Source organism: Vibrio sp. CAU 1672 (assembly GCF_029223195.1).
In the GTDB taxonomy this organism is placed as follows: Bacteria; Pseudomonadota; Gammaproteobacteria; order Enterobacterales; family Vibrionaceae; genus Vibrio.
In genome coordinates this window covers 92135-110159 of the sequence record NZ_JARHUF010000012.1, presented here as the reverse complement: position 1 = coordinate 110159, position 18025 = coordinate 92135, and the positions used below count along the sequence as shown (strand labels likewise).

10 protein-coding genes and 2 tRNA genes are annotated in these 18025 nt (G+C 45.8%); 9 read left to right on the top strand and 3 right to left on the bottom strand.

Annotated features, from left to right (window positions below; translation table 11 throughout):
- Positions 1-414 precede the first annotated feature (414 nt).
- The 4 genes from P2G85_RS12790 (at position 415) to P2G85_RS12775 (ending at position 4514) form a co-directional block, all read left to right on the top strand.
- Positions 415-831, top strand: coding sequence for a hypothetical protein (locus P2G85_RS12790; protein ID WP_275864470.1), 417 nt, complete (start codon positions 415-417; stop codon positions 829-831).
- A gap of 368 nt (positions 832-1199) precedes the next feature.
- Positions 1200-1286 (top strand) — tRNA-Leu (locus tag P2G85_RS12785).
- Between the two features lie 98 nt (positions 1287-1384).
- A tRNA-Cys gene (locus P2G85_RS12780) sits at positions 1385-1458 on the top strand.
- A gap of 1325 nt (positions 1459-2783) precedes the next feature.
- Positions 2784-4514 carry an Ig-like domain-containing protein gene (locus P2G85_RS12775; RefSeq protein WP_275864469.1) on the top strand — a complete coding sequence of 577 codons (1731 nt, stop codon included), beginning with the start codon at positions 2784-2786 and terminating at the stop codon, positions 4512-4514.
- 85 nt (positions 4515-4599) lie between these two features.
- On the opposite strand, the gene P2G85_RS12770 is transcribed toward P2G85_RS12775, so the two are convergent.
- Positions 4600-5859, bottom strand: a complete 1260-nt coding sequence (locus P2G85_RS12770; protein WP_275864468.1) for a hypothetical protein — start codon at positions 5857-5859, stop codon at positions 4600-4602.
- A 384-nt stretch (positions 5860-6243) separates the two neighbouring features.
- Positions 6244-7122: a LysR family transcriptional regulator gene (locus tag P2G85_RS12765; RefSeq protein ID WP_275864467.1), complete on the bottom strand. Its 879-nt coding sequence runs from the start codon at positions 7120-7122 to the stop codon at positions 6244-6246.
- Between the two features lie 194 nt (positions 7123-7316).
- Between P2G85_RS12765 and P2G85_RS12760 the strand changes: the two genes are divergently transcribed.
- The 5 genes from P2G85_RS12760 to P2G85_RS12740 all read left to right on the top strand — a co-directional run bounded on the left by P2G85_RS12760 (position 7317) and on the right by P2G85_RS12740 (position 16259).
- On the top strand, positions 7317-7541 hold the full coding sequence (locus tag P2G85_RS12760) for a DUF1656 domain-containing protein (RefSeq protein ID WP_275864466.1): 225 nt from the start codon (positions 7317-7319) through the stop codon (positions 7539-7541).
- 17 nt (positions 7542-7558) lie between these two features.
- Positions 7559-8431 (top strand): HlyD family secretion protein, encoded by an 873-nt coding sequence (locus P2G85_RS12755; protein WP_275864465.1) that lies wholly within the window; start codon positions 7559-7561, stop codon positions 8429-8431.
- 11 nt (positions 8432-8442) lie between these two features.
- On the top strand, positions 8443-10653 hold the full coding sequence (locus P2G85_RS12750; protein WP_275864464.1) for an FUSC family protein: 2211 nt from the start codon (positions 8443-8445) through the stop codon (positions 10651-10653).
- A 709-nt stretch (positions 10654-11362) separates the two neighbouring features.
- Complete coding sequence (locus tag P2G85_RS12745; protein WP_275864463.1) at positions 11363-12655, top strand: helix-turn-helix transcriptional regulator; 1293 nt, start codon at positions 11363-11365, stop codon at positions 12653-12655.
- A gap of 343 nt (positions 12656-12998) precedes the next feature.
- Positions 12999-16259, top strand: a complete 3261-nt coding sequence (locus P2G85_RS12740; protein ID WP_275864462.1) for an alpha-amylase family glycosyl hydrolase — start codon at positions 12999-13001, stop codon at positions 16257-16259.
- A gap of 355 nt (positions 16260-16614) precedes the next feature.
- On the opposite strand, the gene brnQ is transcribed toward P2G85_RS12740, so the two are convergent.
- Positions 16615-17898: a branched-chain amino acid transport system II carrier protein gene (gene brnQ / locus P2G85_RS12735; RefSeq protein ID WP_275864461.1), complete on the bottom strand. Its 1284-nt coding sequence runs from the start codon at positions 17896-17898 to the stop codon at positions 16615-16617.
- Positions 17899-18025 lie beyond the last annotated feature (127 nt).

Here is an 18025-nt window from a genome sequence, read left to right as displayed (position 1 = left end):
GCTCTGAACCATCAGGTTAGCCGACACTCCCCACGTAATCGCCACAGACTCACATTTACTGCCCTAGGCTAATATCTCATCATCAGAAAGCTCTCTCGTTTGTACAGCTCGAACCAGAGCAGCTTTAGCAATCACTGCCGGACTGCTATTCATATTGGAACCGCAAATACTAACGGAACACTGGATTACAGCTTACAGCGCGAATCTGGTATGAGTTAGGAACACGAGTTAGGTTAGCGAAACCAGATTGAAGTGGGAAATTTGGTGGAAGTGTGCTGCGTTACCGACTTTTCTGTCTCTGGGATTAACTAAAAAATCTCTGCAAATCTCTAATTAATAACCATAATGATTTATAGGTACACAAACTGATTGCTTAAACAAGGGCGTTAGCACCGAACCCGGTAAGGAGACTGCATGAGGAGTAAAGCGTTAGTTGCTATCTTGACCACAATACTGACGATTCAGTTGTCAGGTTGTGGAACATTATTGCATCCAGAAAGAAAAGGACAGAAAGGTGGGAACCTTGACCCGGCTATTGTCGTATTGGATGCGGCTGGCTTGTTGTTGTTCGTTGTTCCGGGACTGGTCGCGTTTGGCATTGATTTATATTACGGTACAATTTACTTGCCAGGTACCGCGATGGAACTGGATGAAGACGAGATCAATATGTTGAAGAACATTGACGGGCAGCTTAGTCCAGACATGTTAGCCAAGCTTGTATCAGACAAAACCGGCCAGACAATCGATGCCAGTGAGATGGTTTCCTACCAAGCCAGCTCAATTGAAGAACTAAACTTTTTAATCAACCAGATTAACGACTACTCGTCTTAAACTGCAACGATTACATGCCTCTGCTTAATAGACGTAGGCTGATGAGCGCTCGTTTTTTCCCTGTGTGCGGGCGCTGAGTCTAACAAGCTTAATAAGGGGGGAGGTGGCAGGTTTATGCGGTAACGGGATATTGGGGAAATAGGGGAGGAACTAAAATAATTCCCCTTTAAGTTTTCTTTGTCTGGGAGCTGTGTGAGCAATCATTGTGCGCATTGAACGCTTAACGGTCTGTGCGGGTCGGTTTTTAAGCATTTGAATCATAGAATTAAAATTAGTAGTTGACCTGAAATCTCAATCGGTTAAAGTACGCCTCGTTCTCACGGCGAAGGCTGGTGGGAGATGGTGTTACCATCGCAAAGATTTGCGTTGCCCTGGTGGTGGAATTGGTAGACACAAGGGATTTAAAATCCCTCGGCGTTCGCGCTGTGCCGGTTCAAGTCCGGCCCGGGGCACCATCAAAAGCGGTGTGTGAGATGTGAAATCTCGCTTCAGGCTGGCCGGCCGAGTGTCGGACCATCAAATCCGGCTTGGGGCACCATCAAAATCTATCAAAGGCGCGTTGGCAGAGTGGCTATGCAGCGGATTGCAAATCCGTGGACCTCGATTCGACTTCGGGACGCGCCTCCATTTCCTCTCTCTTATACTTATCTCTTTATCTTCTTTGTAAGTTTGAACTATAGCGTAAAGAAAATCTCTTTATATAACGTTAGCTACTTCCTACTTGTTCGATTCAGAGAGCATGATTTATTGCGATCCTTAGTAGTTCGGGATATACCTGTGATTGAATATTAATATTGCAGCGAACATTGCACTTGCATTTTATTAATATAATAGACACATCGCATTAACAGGCTTAAGGCTGTTTGTTCAGTTACATGCTCGTTTACCGTAAAAACCGTTACCAGAATTGATAAATAATTGTTGTTAAAAAATCGTCAAAAGCGCATCAGTGTTTTGACAAGTCTATGATTATAAATATTAAAATGAGCATGTAATTAGTCTATTGTTTAATATAGTGCTCTGGTTTCATATTTTATGAAAAACTCCAAATTTAACAAAGATATGTTGATGATTTATAGGTTGTTTTGAAACATAGGTCTCTTTTTATAATTGAACTAGTTGAAATGTAGTCTGTCCGTTTGTTAGTATTCGTTGCGCGATAAATAGACATGCTCAATATTATGAAATTAATTTCAAACAGAGTGTTATATCAATCTATGCAGTGATTATAATTTTTTGAAGTTTGTTTATTGTTCAAAATGAATGGTAAACAGGTTGCTTAAAATGGGCTTATGTGGCTTTTCTATTTTTAGTTTACGAGAGTTAACTAAAAGTCTATGTGTTCTATTTCCAGTAGAAAGTTATAAAACATCTCATATAGATAGTCTAGTTGATTAAACAACTAGATGTGCAGACTGATTGTGATGACTTATCTTGTTGATTTTATTTGATTTTATTTGATTTATTTGGCCTTGTTGGTTGCTGAGTGGGTCAATATGGGTTTTATTAATCATAGCAATTAGTGTTGCTAATTTTTTGCCATTACTTGTTTTGTTTAAATGGTTGATTTTGATGGTTTGATTATTCTGTTAGTCAATTAGTCAATTAGTCAATTAGTCAATTAGTCAATTAGTCAATTAGTCTATTAATAATGTTTTTATAAGCGTTGCTGCTATTAGCCATCTGATAGTGCAGGGGTCGTATTAAACGAATTTGTATAAGTGGTGCTTAATCTGAGTAATTTAATTCGTGGTTCTATTATTGAGTTTTTATTGGAGAACTTAATCTTAGACTGTCAGTCTATCCGCTAATTTGAGGAGCGTACGTTGAATTTTTTAAATCAGGTCAATACTTTAAGTTTAAGAAAGAACTTATTGTTGCGAGGAAAGGGAGCTGTTGTATTAGTATTGGCTGGCCTATTTTCCTTTACGTCATTTACTGCTTGGGCTAGTTTGACGCTCCCCACTAAAGGTGAACAAAAAACTCTGGTTTTATTGATTAATTTTCAGGAAAACCCAAATGAACAACCGTTAACTTTAGCTGAAGCGGATAGCCTGGTATTTGGTAAGGTAAATGATTTTTACCGCGAAAACTCCTTTGAGCAAACCTGGTTATCAGGTCAGGTCGCGGGTTGGTTTACTCTACCGCTTTCCAATCAGGTTTGTAGTTTAAGTCAAGTTCGTGACTTAGCTGACGAACAAGCTATTTCAGCCGGTGTTCCACTTGCCGATTATGATCGTATCGTGTATCTGATGACAAAGACCGCTTGCGGTATCTCAGGCTCTGCCAGTATGGAGGGTATTCCGTCGAGAGCCTATATCAACGGATCTTTTATTGCCAAAACGATCGCTCATGAGCTTGGCCACAACTTTGGTTTGCATCACTCCCGCGCTCTGGACTGTGGTGAGCAAACTTGGTCAGATCAGTGTACCACTTATGAATATGGCGACACTTATGATGTGATGGGCGGCCCGGATATTGGATATTTTAATACTTTCCAGAAAGAGCAACTGGGTTGGCTTGACGGCGACCATGCATCGAAAACAGTCGAAGTAACCCAGGATGGTAACTACTCTATTGCCAATTATGAAACGCAAAGCAATCAGCCTGTTACGCTTAAGATTCCGCGAGGTATTGATCCGGTAACCGGCACAATGCGTTGGTTCTACATCGAGTACCGTCAGTCCGTCGGTTTTGATGATTTCCTGGATTCCCGCTCTTACTCGTTTTACCGGGGAGATGTGACGCAAGGGATTATTATCCGCAGTGCGACAGAGGGTGACGCCCGCAGCAGTAACCTGCTTCATTTTAAAACCGATTCTGAATATCGGGCACTCACTGGTGCAAATGACTGGTTCGATCCGGCAATGCCAGTCGGTGGTAGCTATACCGACCCGGTTTCAGGTGTGACGCTGAGCCTGATCAGTGCGGCTAATGGCGAAGCCCAGGTGAGTGTGATTTTTGGTGATTCGGGCTCTGGTGGCACGGATCCGGGCGGTAATACCTGTACCACCAGTGCACCAGGATTAGACGAGGTAGCGATGACGGAAAATGCTGTAGCGGCGGGTGACACTGTGCAGTACCTGCTCACCGTGACTAACCGTGACAGCGCAGACTGTGCCAGCACGGGCTTTGGCCTTAGTGCCATCGTACCTGCTGGCTGGAACTCAACCAGTGCACAGCTGACATTGGCACCGGGAGAGGCAGGTCAGGTGGTGATTTCGGTGGTTTCTTCAGCAGATGCTGTAGACAAAGATTATTCGTTGTCAGTGCAGGCTGCTCACGGATTGGATTCCGATGCCAGCGCGTCCACCACGGTGTTGTATCGTGTGGTAGCGGACAACAGCACATCGACTCCGCTGGTTGCCGTGGACGATAATGTTGCTCTGACATCGACGCAATCGGTGACTATTGATGTACTGGCGAACGACATTGTTGATGAGCAGGCAAGTGTGTCGGTGATTTCGTTCACGCAGCCAAGCAAAGGCCGTCTGGAACGGTTGGCTGACGGTACGTTACGTTATACGCCGGAAAAACGCTTTAAAACCAGTGATAGTTTTAGTTATACAGTTGGCGATGGTTACAACACATCTACTGCGTGGGTGTCGATTAAACTGCAGGCCTCATCGGATGACGGTTCTTCAACCGGAGGGTCGAAGCCGGGCAAAGGTAACAACAAGTAATATCTGCTTAAAACAATATCCACATAAAATAATGCCCGGCATGTGAATGCCGGGCATTTTGTTAAGTACTACTTGTTAAGCCGCCTTATTCCGGACAAATGACAGGCTCAGGGCAAGTTGGACATAGCGTACAAGATGCTCCGGCTGGAGTGACATATTCATCACCGGCAACAGGGAAGCCGAAGGCGGTAATACCTGTTGCTGTTACTTGATCTTCAAAAGCATTTACAGCTTCACCTGGTAAAGGAAGGCCTTCTCCCTCTTGAGGTACAGGTTCATAGCTGCCTGCAAAATCAAAGCAGTCTCCTTCAGTATTTTGTGGGTACAGGGTACCAACAAAAATAAGATCAGGGTCTTTGCTATCCTGAACGATGACATTGTTGATAATTACGTCAGAAGTATTACATACACTGCCTTCGTAATTAACTTGTAAACCATATGCATCGAGTCGGTTTACTACCACCACGTTACACTCTTTTTGTAGAGAGAGCGTGCCAGGGATCTCTTGAGATGGGCAGAAATAGTCATCGGTATCATCGACCACGACTGCACCAAATGCTTCAAGTGCAGCGGTAACTTTGGCAAAGTTTTGAATCCCATTTTGCCCTACGGTAAATGAACCGAGGAATGTTTCATAACCGCCGACCGCTAACATATCAAGTTCGAACTCATGATCTCCACCTGGTTCGATATCTAGCGCTGTGATATCCGTTGCTTTGATATCATACAGAGGTAACTGACCGGTATTTTCTACTTTCAGGCTGTAGTTGTACTTCAGGGCATTACCATTGACTATTTCTCCAAACTCACAAGTTTTGGTGATCTTGATCTCTGGTTTACCTGGGGTGTAACAGAACGAAATATGGCTCAGTCCATAATAACTTCCGTTTTTACCGACCGGAGCATGCAAGCCGCCGTCAGAGTTAACCAACAATCCATCAGAATAATACTCATAAAGGTTGCCATTGGGACCACCTTTCACAAACACGCCCTGCATAATGATCGGGCTGGAACCTTGATCCCAGCTAAAGGTTTTAGCACCTTCCTGTACAGCAACAGTTACCTCTAGTTCACCATCGCTATATATGCCATCCGCGACGGGCTCAACTTTCAGCTCTTTCAGATCCGGTATACCTAAAAGATCGGAGCAAGTTGGATTACCATCATACTCTATGGGTTGTACGCCTTGGTCAGAAGGCTCACCTGCAGCGCCTTGTACGCTCGGGATAGCGAGAGCTACACTGATGACCAGTAGCCAGGCGAGCTGCTTAAATATATTTGGGTTAAACAAGCTGGTACAACTGAAGTCCTTACTGTACCAACAAGTGTTGTTTGTTTTTTTCATAAAACCTCCGGCGGGTATGGGCAGTTAATCTGCCAACCCATACAACCGCATTGTTGTTATTACTCAATGAAATTAGCTACCGCAATACACACCTAGCACAGAGTGTTCCGTTTTTAACTTGTTGTATTTAAGTCTTTTTTTGTTTTAATTTTTGTGCTGGTGAACACTTTGTTAACGTTGTTGGTTGTGTGTTTAGGCCGAGAATTTTAGTTAAGTGTATGAATGTGTTTGATTTAAGGGAACGTTAAGTCTGGTGTACACAGGCTGATACACAGTGCACACACGCGTAACATTTCTTCTGGAAAAGGCAGAAGAAATGTTGGTGAGTTTAGCGCTAAACGTTTTCTGTGTGTCTTTGGGGCCCGGCCCATGCCGTTCATCGGACTAGGTATTGGCCATGATAAATTTAAGCAGTGCGCTGAGCCTTACGGTATCCCGCATGTGGGGAGGGTAGATGGCATACAGATCTATTTTTTCAAGGGGGAAGTTTGCCAGTACCTGAACCAGGCGACCCTGCTTAATCAGTTCCTGAACTTCATAGCTGGGCTGAATGGTAAAGCCAGCCCCTTCCAGTGCGGCATTCAGGAGAGCCTGGCTGCTGTTGATGGATAAACGAGAATTAATTTTAGGTGTGATGCGCTTTTTTCCGTCGTGAAACTTCCACTCTAACAGGTATTTGTTGGTGTTGAACTGGAGGCACTGATGGTGGGTAAGCTCGTCAGGGTGCTGCGGGTATCCATGTTCTTTGAGATATTTTGGGGCAGCGCAAAGCATGATGCTATAGCTGCGGATTTTTTTCGCGACCATGTTTTCATGCCCGGTAGTATGGGTTATGAATAACAGGTCGTAGCCACCTTTCTGAATATCAAAGAACTGATTTCCCAGTCTGACATCAAGCGTTATTTTTGGATATGCTTGCTGAAACCTGGCTAATAACGGGGCCAGAAAGGTCGAGCCAAAGTTAAATGGCGCTGCGATTTTTAACGTGCCGTGCGGATCTTTCACACTGCGCATGACTTCGTCTTCGGCTGCCTGTAACTCTGCAAGTATACTTTTGCAGCGCCGGTAGTACTGTTCGCCTGCGGGGGTCAGGCTCTGGTGGCGGGTTGATTTATTGAGCAGCTTCGTACCCAGGCTCTCTTCCAGCTTCCTGATGTGTTTTCCCACCATTTGCGCGCTGATATCTCTTTCATCGGTTACGGCTGCAAATGAACCGCATTCAACGGCGGCGACAAAAATTTCGATGCTGGTCAGTCTGTCCAATCTGCTCTCTCCCTTAAGAAGTAGGTGTAATTTATACCTTAAACTGTATTGATTACAACTGAATTAGAAACTCATGGTTTCGAATGAATGATAACTCAATGTATTTATCTGCTATCTGAATGCCACTAACATCCTGCTCCTAATCATTTAACGATCAGATTCAGCGTCTGATTCATACCAAAGGAGCCCGTCGCGTGAGTGTTACGTTTTCCTCAGTTCCCCATGAGATTGCCTTCGGTGATGTTTATGTGCCGCCCTTACTAGTGGCATCCGCAGTCGGGTTGGCTATGACCGCCTTAACGGTTCGGTTGTTTAACCGATTAAAGTGGCATCGCTTTTTTGTCAGCCCGCCTTTAGTAGAACTCTCTCTGACGGTGATTTATACCGTAGTGATCAGTACATTTTTTATTGCCGCGTAATTTTTTGAGGTACCTCTTTGTTTAAACGAATGTTCTTAACTGCAGTGCTTATTGTTGCTGCGGTATGCGCTATTGGCTGGAAATACCAGCACTATTTAGTTAACCCCTGGACTCGGGATGGACAGGTGCGGGCACAGGTGATTTTAATCACCCCCAGAGTGACGGGTTCTATTGTTGCCATGCATGTTAAAGACAACTCTTGGGTACATGCAGGGGATGTGTTGTTTCAAATTGATCCGCGGAGTTACCGGGCATCTGAGAATAAAGCCAAGGCTAACCTGGAACAGGCAAAGGCCCAGTTAAAAAAGGCACAGGATGACGCAGCGCGAGGGGACGCATTGCATCAGAAAAACAGCGGCGCGGTGTCGGATTCCGCGTTGATCAAACTACATAATTCAGTCGAAGTGGCTGAAGCGGGGGTTATGGTCGCTTCCGCTGCTCTGGAACAAGTGGCGCTGAATCTGGAGTTTACTCAGGTTAGTGCGCCTGCCGATGGCTTTATTACCAACCTAACCCTGCGAGAAGGAAGTCAGGTGGTTGCGAACCAGCCCGCGCTGGCGTTAATCGACAGCAACAGTTTCTGGGTGGAGGCGTTTTTTAAGGAAACGGACATCCGCGCGGTCACACCAGGTGCTGATACACTTGTTACGTTAATGGCTTACCCGGATCTGCCTCTGAAGGGAAAAGTTGACAGTATCGGTTATGGTATTGCCCACAATGACGGTAGTACCGGCGTTCAGTTACTGCCTAACGTCAGCCCCACATTCCAGTGGATTCGTCTGGCGCAAAGAATTCCTGTCAAAATAAAACTTAATCATTTGCCGGATCACGTACAACTGAGGGTTGGCACGTCGGCATCGGTAGTGATTGAGTCGATGCCGGAACACTGAGCAGACAGTCTATGAACATTGAACGCATAAAAATGCCGGTGAAAGTCGCGTTAGCGGTAACCTTGTCCTTGCTTGTCGCGATGTGGCTGGGGCTGGAGAAACCTTACTGGGCAGCGGCGACGGCGGGGGTACTGGCGGCAACGGAAACGTCTGGTCACTCGCTGCGTAAAGGGCGCCATCGGGTTGTCGGCACGGTACTTGGGATTGTTTGCGCCTTTATCCTGCTGGGGATGTTTGCTCAGCAACCGGGGTGGTTCCTGTTGTATTTTACAGTGTTTACCGCATATTGCGTTTATCGGCAGACAGAGCTGAAAAACGGTTACATGTGGTCGATGATTTCAATGGCCTGTATGCTGGTTTTTGTGATGGGGCAGTTTTCCGGCGAACTGACCTTTAAGTTTGCCATGATTCGGCTCCAGGAAACTCTGTTGGGGGTGGTGTGTTTTACCCTCGTATTCAGTTTTTTATGGCCAGTATCCAGTCGCCGGATACTGTGCGCTACGCTGGTGAACATGTTTGCTGATCAGCAACAGAAACTACAACAGAGTGCCTCATTTTTCTCTGGAAAAAGCGAATATCGAACGGGCTTGGGATATGGCGATGGACTGCGTTTCGTGACTCGCGTCGAAGATCTGATTGCTGCCGCATCGATGGACAGTTATGCCATCGCGCGTAAGGAGAAGGAGTGGCAGAGATTTATGACATACCTTCAGCAGTGGGTACTGGTGTGTGGGCATTTCTCTGAAGCCTGTGAGCTGTATGATCCTTCGTGGCTGGCAGATGATGCGCACAAGATAACAGAGGTTTTGCTGCGCATCGAAGCTCGTTTTAAAGAAGCACAACATAGACTAACTACGGGTAAAAAGAAGAATCTGGCAACCTGCACTGAAGCCGGGGAGAAACTCCGGTTATGTTTTGAAAGTGGTGATGTCAGATGCCATGGAACGCTATCTTTACTTGAGAAAGTGCTTAATCAAATGGATGTGCTGAGCGCAAAAATGTTGCATTCACTTTCCGGCGCACTGGATCTGGGTGACAAGGGTACAGAAAAACCAATACTGAGGAAGAGTGGCGTACGGCCGTCGATATTCTCCTGGTGCTCTCTTGAGCCGGAAAGAGTCATCCCGGCGATCAAAGTGACCGTGGTTTTATGGATTTGTATCTGGTTGTGGCTTTATGTCGCCATACCCGGCGGGCCGGTGGTGGTTATGCTTGGCGTGGTTATTGGCAGTGTGATTTTTACAATGCCTGTTATAAATATTAAGTCACTGTTTGTTCAGGTTTCGGTATGGTCTGGTTATGCATTGTTCCTGTTCATTACGGTGCTGCCGCACATGACAGAAGCCTGGCAACTGGCGGCATTTTACTTCATTAATATTGTTATTCTCTGGTATGTTTTTTCGTTGCCGCAGCAAGTTCTGACGCGCCTTGTCGGTACCCAGCTGCTATTGGTGTTGACGATGGATGCCGCGCAGCAGACCCCCGTGTTTAATAACATAGAGATGGCTCTGCTTTTGCTGACGCTGACGGCGATAGCGATGGCAGTTGTGTTTTTTGTCAATCATACGATTTTCTCCAGTCAGTCAGAACGGGTATTGTTGCGCCAGATGAGCTGGATACGGCATTTGTTTATCTGGAAGCTTCGATACCTGGGGAGCTTGTGCAGCGGTAACAACAAGAGGCAAAGCATCATCGGACGTATGGTTTGGGCGCAAGCTACGCTGCCTCCAGTTGTGTTGGCTGAGCAGGCGATGGCGAGGATCCGCTGGCACCGTTATCCGCAAGTAGATAAAGCCCGGTTGGCTGAGTTAATTTCTCATATCTATAGCGCCAATTTACGTTTGCTCTCTCTGAAAGACAGCTATGAGCAGTACCTGTCTGTTAGTTCGGGCAGTTCAGTGAAATGCCAGAATCAGAATTTGGATCGGTGGGTGGCGAATGTGCTGAGGTATGTGGCTCAGTTATTGGCCAAATCATCCGGGCTTTATTCTCCATTACCGGCTGAAAAGCAGCTTAAACAGATAGAGTATCATTTGGTTCAGTATCAAAATGGGGTGAGTGAAAATGCGTTGCTTTCTTTTGCTATCAGCAAAGAAAAAGCCGCTGTGCTCTATCAATTGGTCGCGTCGCTTATATTACTTTTCGATGAGCTGGAAACAATCAATCAGTGTGCTCGCGCGGTTGGATTTGAGCAACTCCGACTTCAGTATTTTGAGTTGTGAACTTACTGTATGGAGTAACAAGGCAGTGCGTCTGTTTTAGGTTGTACATAATAGATAAAAGAAGCAGGGTGGTGTCCTTAATAACACGGGCACCTTGACGAAAGTCTTTGGTGATTAACTAGCCAATAAAGCATGATATAAAGCTTTTCATTACAGGATGATTTTAAACTATGGTTTTGGAGAAATGAAACATGAGATGTTTATGGTTCGTGCTGAAGTACATTGCTAGTGCTTTTTATTATTTGTCTAACTAGATTTAGAATAATGATAACTCCATTTAATAATGCAACTTGTTTTCATTTCGATAATTTAAGATCTAATTTGAAATCTTAAATTGAAGAAAAACAAGAATGAATCAGATTTTCTGCAGAGATACCTGATTAAAATATTTTTTATGCCGAAAACCTGTCATTCTTCACATTTTGTGTTGATGAATCACTAAAGAATACACCGTCACAAAAAGCGCCATGAAATCAGGTGCGCTAATAATAAGATGGCGGGTTAAAATACAGTGATAGAAGAACAAATAAAAAAACAATTACAGCAGGCTATTGCACACTTACCTTGTAAGATCAGACATTTCAGAAGGCGTAAATTACAACTAGATAAAGTCATTGAACTACTTGATTACAGTTTGATTTCCGAACCCACTTTGGGGGATGGGTTAAATAGTTGGGCGCGGCGTTTTGAAATTCTTGATACCGATATATTGATTAAAATTAAAGCCATGCCAGATGCGGTTCATCTGGTATTTGATGGTACTAATACACTCCCTTCCTGGCTATGGCATTTGTTACAAGCAGTGCATTTTCGCTTATGCCAGTACCAGAATAATGAAAAGGGACAATGGCGATTACGACTACCGGGTAAGGCGGCAAAACATGAGACCGTAGATAGTACACTATGTATTCTGCCAGGACCAAAAGCCCAACTGGAGATAAACTTAAATCTGCTTAGCAAACCATTTCCGAATAAAGTCGCGCCACCTCAGGAACTGATCAATTTGCTTAGCAGTATGCTGCTTACTGACATTACTCCGGCTGCTACCCTAAGCGAGCGCACCAAGCAAATGATTGCCAGGAAGTTGCCGGAAGTGTTGAGCTTAAATGAACTGGCTCAGGGGTTAAACTTGTCCACGCGCAGGCTTCAGCAGCGCCTGAAAAGCGAAGAGACGTCTTATTCCACGCTTATCGCTGAAATCAGACATTCACTGGCGCTGGAAAAACTGGCGCAGCCCAGCTACAGCATTTGTCGTATCGCCCATGATCTCGGTTTTACTGAAGCTGCCAGCTTTCACCGGGCATTTCGTAAAGCCCAGGGGTGTACGCCGGGGCAATATCGAGACCAGATACAAACCAAAGTGTGTGAGCAAAATATCGTGCCAGTACGGCTATACGCCGCTGAAAACAGACTCAACCATGAGCACAGAAACTATCACCCTAAAATAGCCAAAGTATGGATAGCCGTGCATGACATTTCATTTCAGAAGGAAGTGATTGTGGAGTGTGAAGATCTCGATGGTATCTGGCGTAATTATTCAGCCTGTTTTGAGCGATGGCTGGCACCGGGACGTGAACTTTGGTCAACCACCAATATTCCGGTGTTTGATCCGATGAACTTCCGTATTTCTTACCGGGTTGCGGGTGTGACATATGAAGATAACAACAACGAAAAAGGTTATCACTTGTCTCATCACAATCGTTTTTTGCTCGGTGAAGCAAGGTTGTTTTGTATGTCGCTACAGCACATTCACTATCAGGATCGCAATATGGTCAGTGGCCAGATACTTACTGACAAAAAAGGCGGGGATATGCTCAAAGTACAGATTGGGCCGAGTACCTATAGCGCGCATCTACGTGAACAATACAATACCGGGGTACTGGAATGGCACTTTTGTCTTCCGGTAGAAGAGCCAAACAGCCCAATAAGCTTTAGCCACCATTTTGACAATGGTGTGTTTCATGATGATAACAATGGCGAATTCTACTGGCCATACAACTAATTCCCCCTCCGAATAGTCAAACTATTATCACAAATTAAACTTGGTGATGGCTTTGCTCATAGTAGAAAACTCGAGTCAGACTCAGTTGAGCAAAACTATCGCCAGAACTCATTGCCTTTTCGATACATTCAACCTCAACTGTGTTTTCTGTAAACCGGGGATTTCTATCTCTTTTGCCGGAAAGTATGTATAGATTTTTGTCTAGGATAACGGTACCAAGCCTCTCACTTCTCTATCTTTTTCGCGTTGAGATAGTGATTTGTTCGTTTTCTGACAATGACTGAAAAACATATACAGTTAGACTTCTCACACTAATAAATACAAAGCAAAAGTAGGAAACAAATTGGAAAATAAATTAAAAAAACCACAGTTGAGCTATTTAGCTGCGGCACTGTCAATAATTTTGCTGTCAGGTTGTAATCAAAGTTCTGACGTTAACTCAACGCAAGAATACTCATCGGGTCAATTCGTTGGTGTGGAAGGGCTTAATTATAAATCAGGTTCGTATACGGGTGTGACTGGCGAAAATGGTTCGTTTAAATATCCGGTTGGAGAATCTACGATAATATTCTCTGTTGGTGGTATTGAACTTGGTCAGGCCAAGGCAGGAAAGCTGATTTCGCTATTAGATTTAGTGCCTGAAGCTAATGGTAATATTTCTGACCAAACCGTTATGAACATTAATCGCTTGCTGTTAACTCTGGATAACGATAACAACCCGGACAATGGTGTGGTGATCAGCCAAAATGTTCGTCAGATTGCCAATAGCCACAGCTTTAATATTGCAGCACGCTTCCCTAACTCACATGTTAATAACTACAGTGATGAGTCACCTTATAAATGGCTAGCCGCATTTTTGGAAGAAGCGATTCCGGCTAACCCTGACGGAGCGCCTTTTCTTGTCGGAGAAGCGGACGGCAAGGAATATATTGAAGCCACATTAACAGCAAATAAAATTAGTTATACTGATCCAGATGATGCATTGAACCTTCATGTACCATCACCGGATTGGCGTGAACAAATTATCTATTTTGCATTTACTGACCGCTTTAATGATGGTGACCCGAGCAATAACGATCAGGGCGCGGGTGTTTATGATCCAACCAAAGGGGCCAAATACAGTGGCGGCGACTTACAAGGGGTAATTGATAAGCTTGATTTCATTAAAGGTATTGGTGCAACAGCGGTTTGGATTAGCCAGCCTGTCGCCGGAACCTGGTGGGATCCGAAAGTGAATATTGGCGGTTACCATGGCTACTGGGCGCGCGATTTTAAAGCGATAGACGAGCATGTCGGTACTCTTGCGACTTACAAACAGCTGTCCCATAACCTGCATGAAAATGGTATGTACCTGGTCCAGGATGTGGTGGTTAACCATACGGGTAACTTCATGACTCTGGAGAAAAACAGTGATGGTGCTGTGACTTCTTTCGAGCTCAATGACGACTCTCTGCCAAGTGGAGGTAAGCCAACACAGGCGCCATTTTATTACAATGATTACCGAGACTTTGAACAACGTTCAAAGAACATCTACCACTGGAATCCTAAGATCTCGGATTACAAAGATCGTGTACAGGAACGTGAATACCAGATGGGTGACCTTGATGATCTCAATACGACTAATGAAGTGGTTATCAATGCCCTTAAAGATTCTTACGCGTATTGGATTCGTGAAGTTGGTGTTGACGCTTTCCGTCTCGATACCTCTAAGTTCCTGGATCACGCGTTCTGGAACACGTTCCTGCATTCCGAAGATAAAAATCATCCCGGCATGAAAAAAGTGGCCAGAGAGACCAATCGTGACAACTTCTTTGCCTTTGGTGAGGTATGGGCAAGCTCGTTACCGAAGCAGACCGAAGGGGAGGAGAACGTATCCAGCTTCCTTGGTAGTGCAGAAGTACCCGAAGCCGATGCCAATATTAACTTCCCGCTACACAGCACGATGCGCCGTGTCTTTGCCGGTGGTGAACCGACTTCCTATCTGAAGTTCCGTTTGGAAAAATCGGTCGATGAGACCTTCTACCCTAATAAAGTATGGCAGTTGGAGCCTAACTTTATCGAAAACCATGATGTGTCGCGTTTCCTCTCTGAAGGTAACGAAACCGGCCTGAGCCATGAACTGATCACCATGATGACGGTTCCGGGTATTCCTGTGTTGTACCAGGGTTCGAGTCAGGGCCTGATGGATCCGCGCGGTTCTATGTTTAGCGGCGGCTATAAGCAGGATAAAGAAGGTGATTCGGTTAATACTAAGGATTACTTCGATACAGAAACCTCACTTTATAAGCTAACCAGTGAGCTTGCTGAGCTGCGCCTTAGCAACCGGGTGTTTACCCGTGGTGACCTGAGCGTACTGGCTGCCAATGATTCTGGTCCGGGCCTTATCGCTTACAAGCGCTATTACAAAGATGAAAGTGGCACTGAAACCACGGCAATCGTGTTGATCAACACGGCAGAGCAGGCTGTGCTGGCTAACCAGCTTGAGACAGGTCTGGCTTCCGGATCGGTTATGGCACTTAAGCATGCCTTTAAGTTCGATGATGCTAAGAGCGTGACCGTCGACGAATCAGGCAAGCTGACAATGACCATACCGGCCAACGGGGCAGTGGTGTTAATGTCGGATGGAACATTCGGCAATGTACCGGAAGCGCCAATGGCGATCACCCTTGATGACAGTTCGATGGAACTATTGCAGCACGACGTTACCGAAACCATCACCTTGACTGGCCATGCGGCTCCGGCGAGCAAGCTGCAACTGATCACCGATGGTTATTTAGGTCAAGGTTTGGATGGCAAAGCGATTGAGTTTGAGGCCGATGCAAACGGTAACTTTAACGTTGATTTGTTTACCGGCTTCTTTGAACCGGATCTTGAACAGACACATACACTGGCTATTGTTGCCAGCGGTGAGGATGGTCAATTACGTGGTATGGAAAACATTGAGTTCAATAGTGCTATCCAGATCAAGGGCACCCCTATCGTGGTTAACGATCCAGAAGGTGACGACAACGGGCCGAATGGCGCTTACGGTTATCCTGCTGACAGCAGCTTCAGCCACCAGCAGGATGTCACTGAGGTGGATTTGATCGCTGACGGCTCTTTCCTCTCTATGGAGATCACCATGAAGGAAGTGACGACTACCTGGAAGCCATTTAATGGTTTTGACCATGTTTCGTTCAGCATTTTCTTTGATATCCCGGGTAAAGAAGGGCTAACTGTCCTGCCAAGACTGAATGCCGAGGCACCTGCTGGTTTTGACTGGAGCTTTGAGCATATGGCGGAAGGCTGGGGAAGCCGGGCGTTGTCGGCTGAGAATGCCACTGCAGACAACTGGGGAGATATTATCTCTAAAGCCGTACGTATTGATACCAACAGTACTGACAGTGAAACCGGTAAAGTAAGGTTTATCTATAAAGGGGGTCGCTTGGGTATCTCAAACTGGGAAGGCGTGAAAGTCTATATCACAACTTGGGATTACAGTAGTATGGATGGCTATTACCGACCACTTTCACCTGAAGGTGATGACTGGACGGCCTCTGGTGGTGCGGCGACGGATCCAAAAATCATGGACTCTGTCATGATCGAGATTCCGGCTAAATCATAAGACTGGTTTTTTAATCACAGAGAAAAAGGCTGACTGGCGAGTCAGCCTTTTGTTTGTGTGCTCAAGTCAGCCAGATTAATGTCTACACGCTGTAGGCGTTACCGTCCTGGTTCGGTTAGGTCATTCATTAATGGCGGGTTAATCACCGCTGGAATAACTTATCAAAGTAAGGCTTTGCATGAGCATAGTAGAACGCAACATGTGATCAACCAGATGCAAATGCCCCGGTATGATTACCGGGGCATTTCATTTTTCGGCACGCGGTTTGCCTTTAACCGGCATTAACGGAAGCTATCAGGGGCCTTTGGTTGCTCTGTCGCCTGTTAACTCATAGCAAAAACCGCTGCGATGTCTTCTAGTGCGAGTGTCCGACTAACGGCGTGAGGCGTCGTTTCATTAACGAGGCCGACAAGACAAACAGACAAGGTACCAGCCAACTTGCGTGTGCGCTGTAAAGTGGTAACGCTTGGTGGAACGAGTTGTCCCAGAACTCCGGCATTTTGCCCAGAATGTTGATGGCATCAATGCTGCCAAAGAGTAGGGTAGTAACCACGCTGGTTAATGTTGTCTGGGCACTTTTTTGTAATGAAGCCAGTACCAGGGCCAATGCGACCGGACAAAGTACAAGGATGGCCGGTAAGCTGGTGGCTAAAATCTGCTCCAGACCAAAATTGGCGACAACGCCGGTCAGGGTGACGATCACAACTGCCGTAAAGGTAAACGGAGCGTTAAATGCCTGCTGGTAGTACTCGCAGCAGGCGTTGGTTAACCCCACCGTGGTGGTTAAGCAGGCCATGACAATGATCGCCGCTAATAGCCATTGTCCGTATGGACCAAAGGTTGCCGCCACATAGTTAGACAGTATGGTTCCGCCGTGTGTCGCATCGGCAGCAACTGACGCTGAGGTAGCACCCACATAGCCCATCGATAAGTAGCAGGCAGACATTAGTACGGCATAGATTAGTGCTACTTGAGTCGAGGCCTTAGCAATTTCTGCCGGTGTTGATGCGCCTTTGCTGGTGATTGTACGGATGATCACCCAACCAAAGCCAACGGCCGCAATGGCATCCATGGTCATATAGCCTTGGATTAAGCCATTTACAACAGGGGCTGAAGCGTAGTCACCACTGGGTAACTGAGGGACATCGAGCGGGTTAACAAAAGCGGCCAGGGCAAGTGCAGCCAGCATCAGGATCATTACGGGAGTCATCACTTTACCGATGTAGTCCACCAACTTGCCCGGTTTAAAAGCGAGTAAGAATGTTACCAGACAGAATACGATGGTGAAGGGAAGCAGCGTATCCTGAGCAAAAAATGGCTTAATGCCCATCTCATAAGCGACAGTGACGGCGCGAGGCATACCGAAAGCCGGGCCGATGGTGGTAAACAGTAGTATCCAGAAGGTGCTTGCCATCCACGACGGGAGTTTTTGCGTAAGCGCGGCGCTGCTGTTGATTCTGCCAAGGACGATAAGTATGAGTGCCGGTAATCCCACTGCGGTAAACAGAAAGCCTGCTATGGCCGGCAGCAATGCGGTACCCGCTTGTAAGCCAAGAGATGGCGGGAAAATGATATTACCCGCGCCGAGAAACAGCGCAAAAGTCATCAAGCCGGTTGCAAATAGATCGTATTTTTTCACTGAGTGTTTCCTGTCTTTTATTGTTATTGAAAGACCGTCAGTGAAGCGTTGGGAGAAAGGGGTAGAGAGTCCGTCTCCGTCAGCTTCGGCTGACGGAGAATAGCCGCCAGCCTAGTGAATAATCACC

Bases quoted from the DNA above. Each gene is read 5' to 3' on its own strand.
- P2G85_RS12790 (WP_275864470.1), top strand. From the start codon at position 415: ATGAGGAGTAAAGCGTTAGTTGCTATCTTGACCACAATACTGACGATT.
- P2G85_RS12770 (WP_275864468.1), bottom strand. From the start codon at position 5,859: ATGAAAAAAACAAACAACACTTGTTGGTACAGTAAGGACTTCAGTTGT.
- P2G85_RS12750 (WP_275864464.1), top strand. From the start codon at position 8,443: ATGAACATTGAACGCATAAAAATGCCGGTGAAAGTCGCGTTAGCGGTA.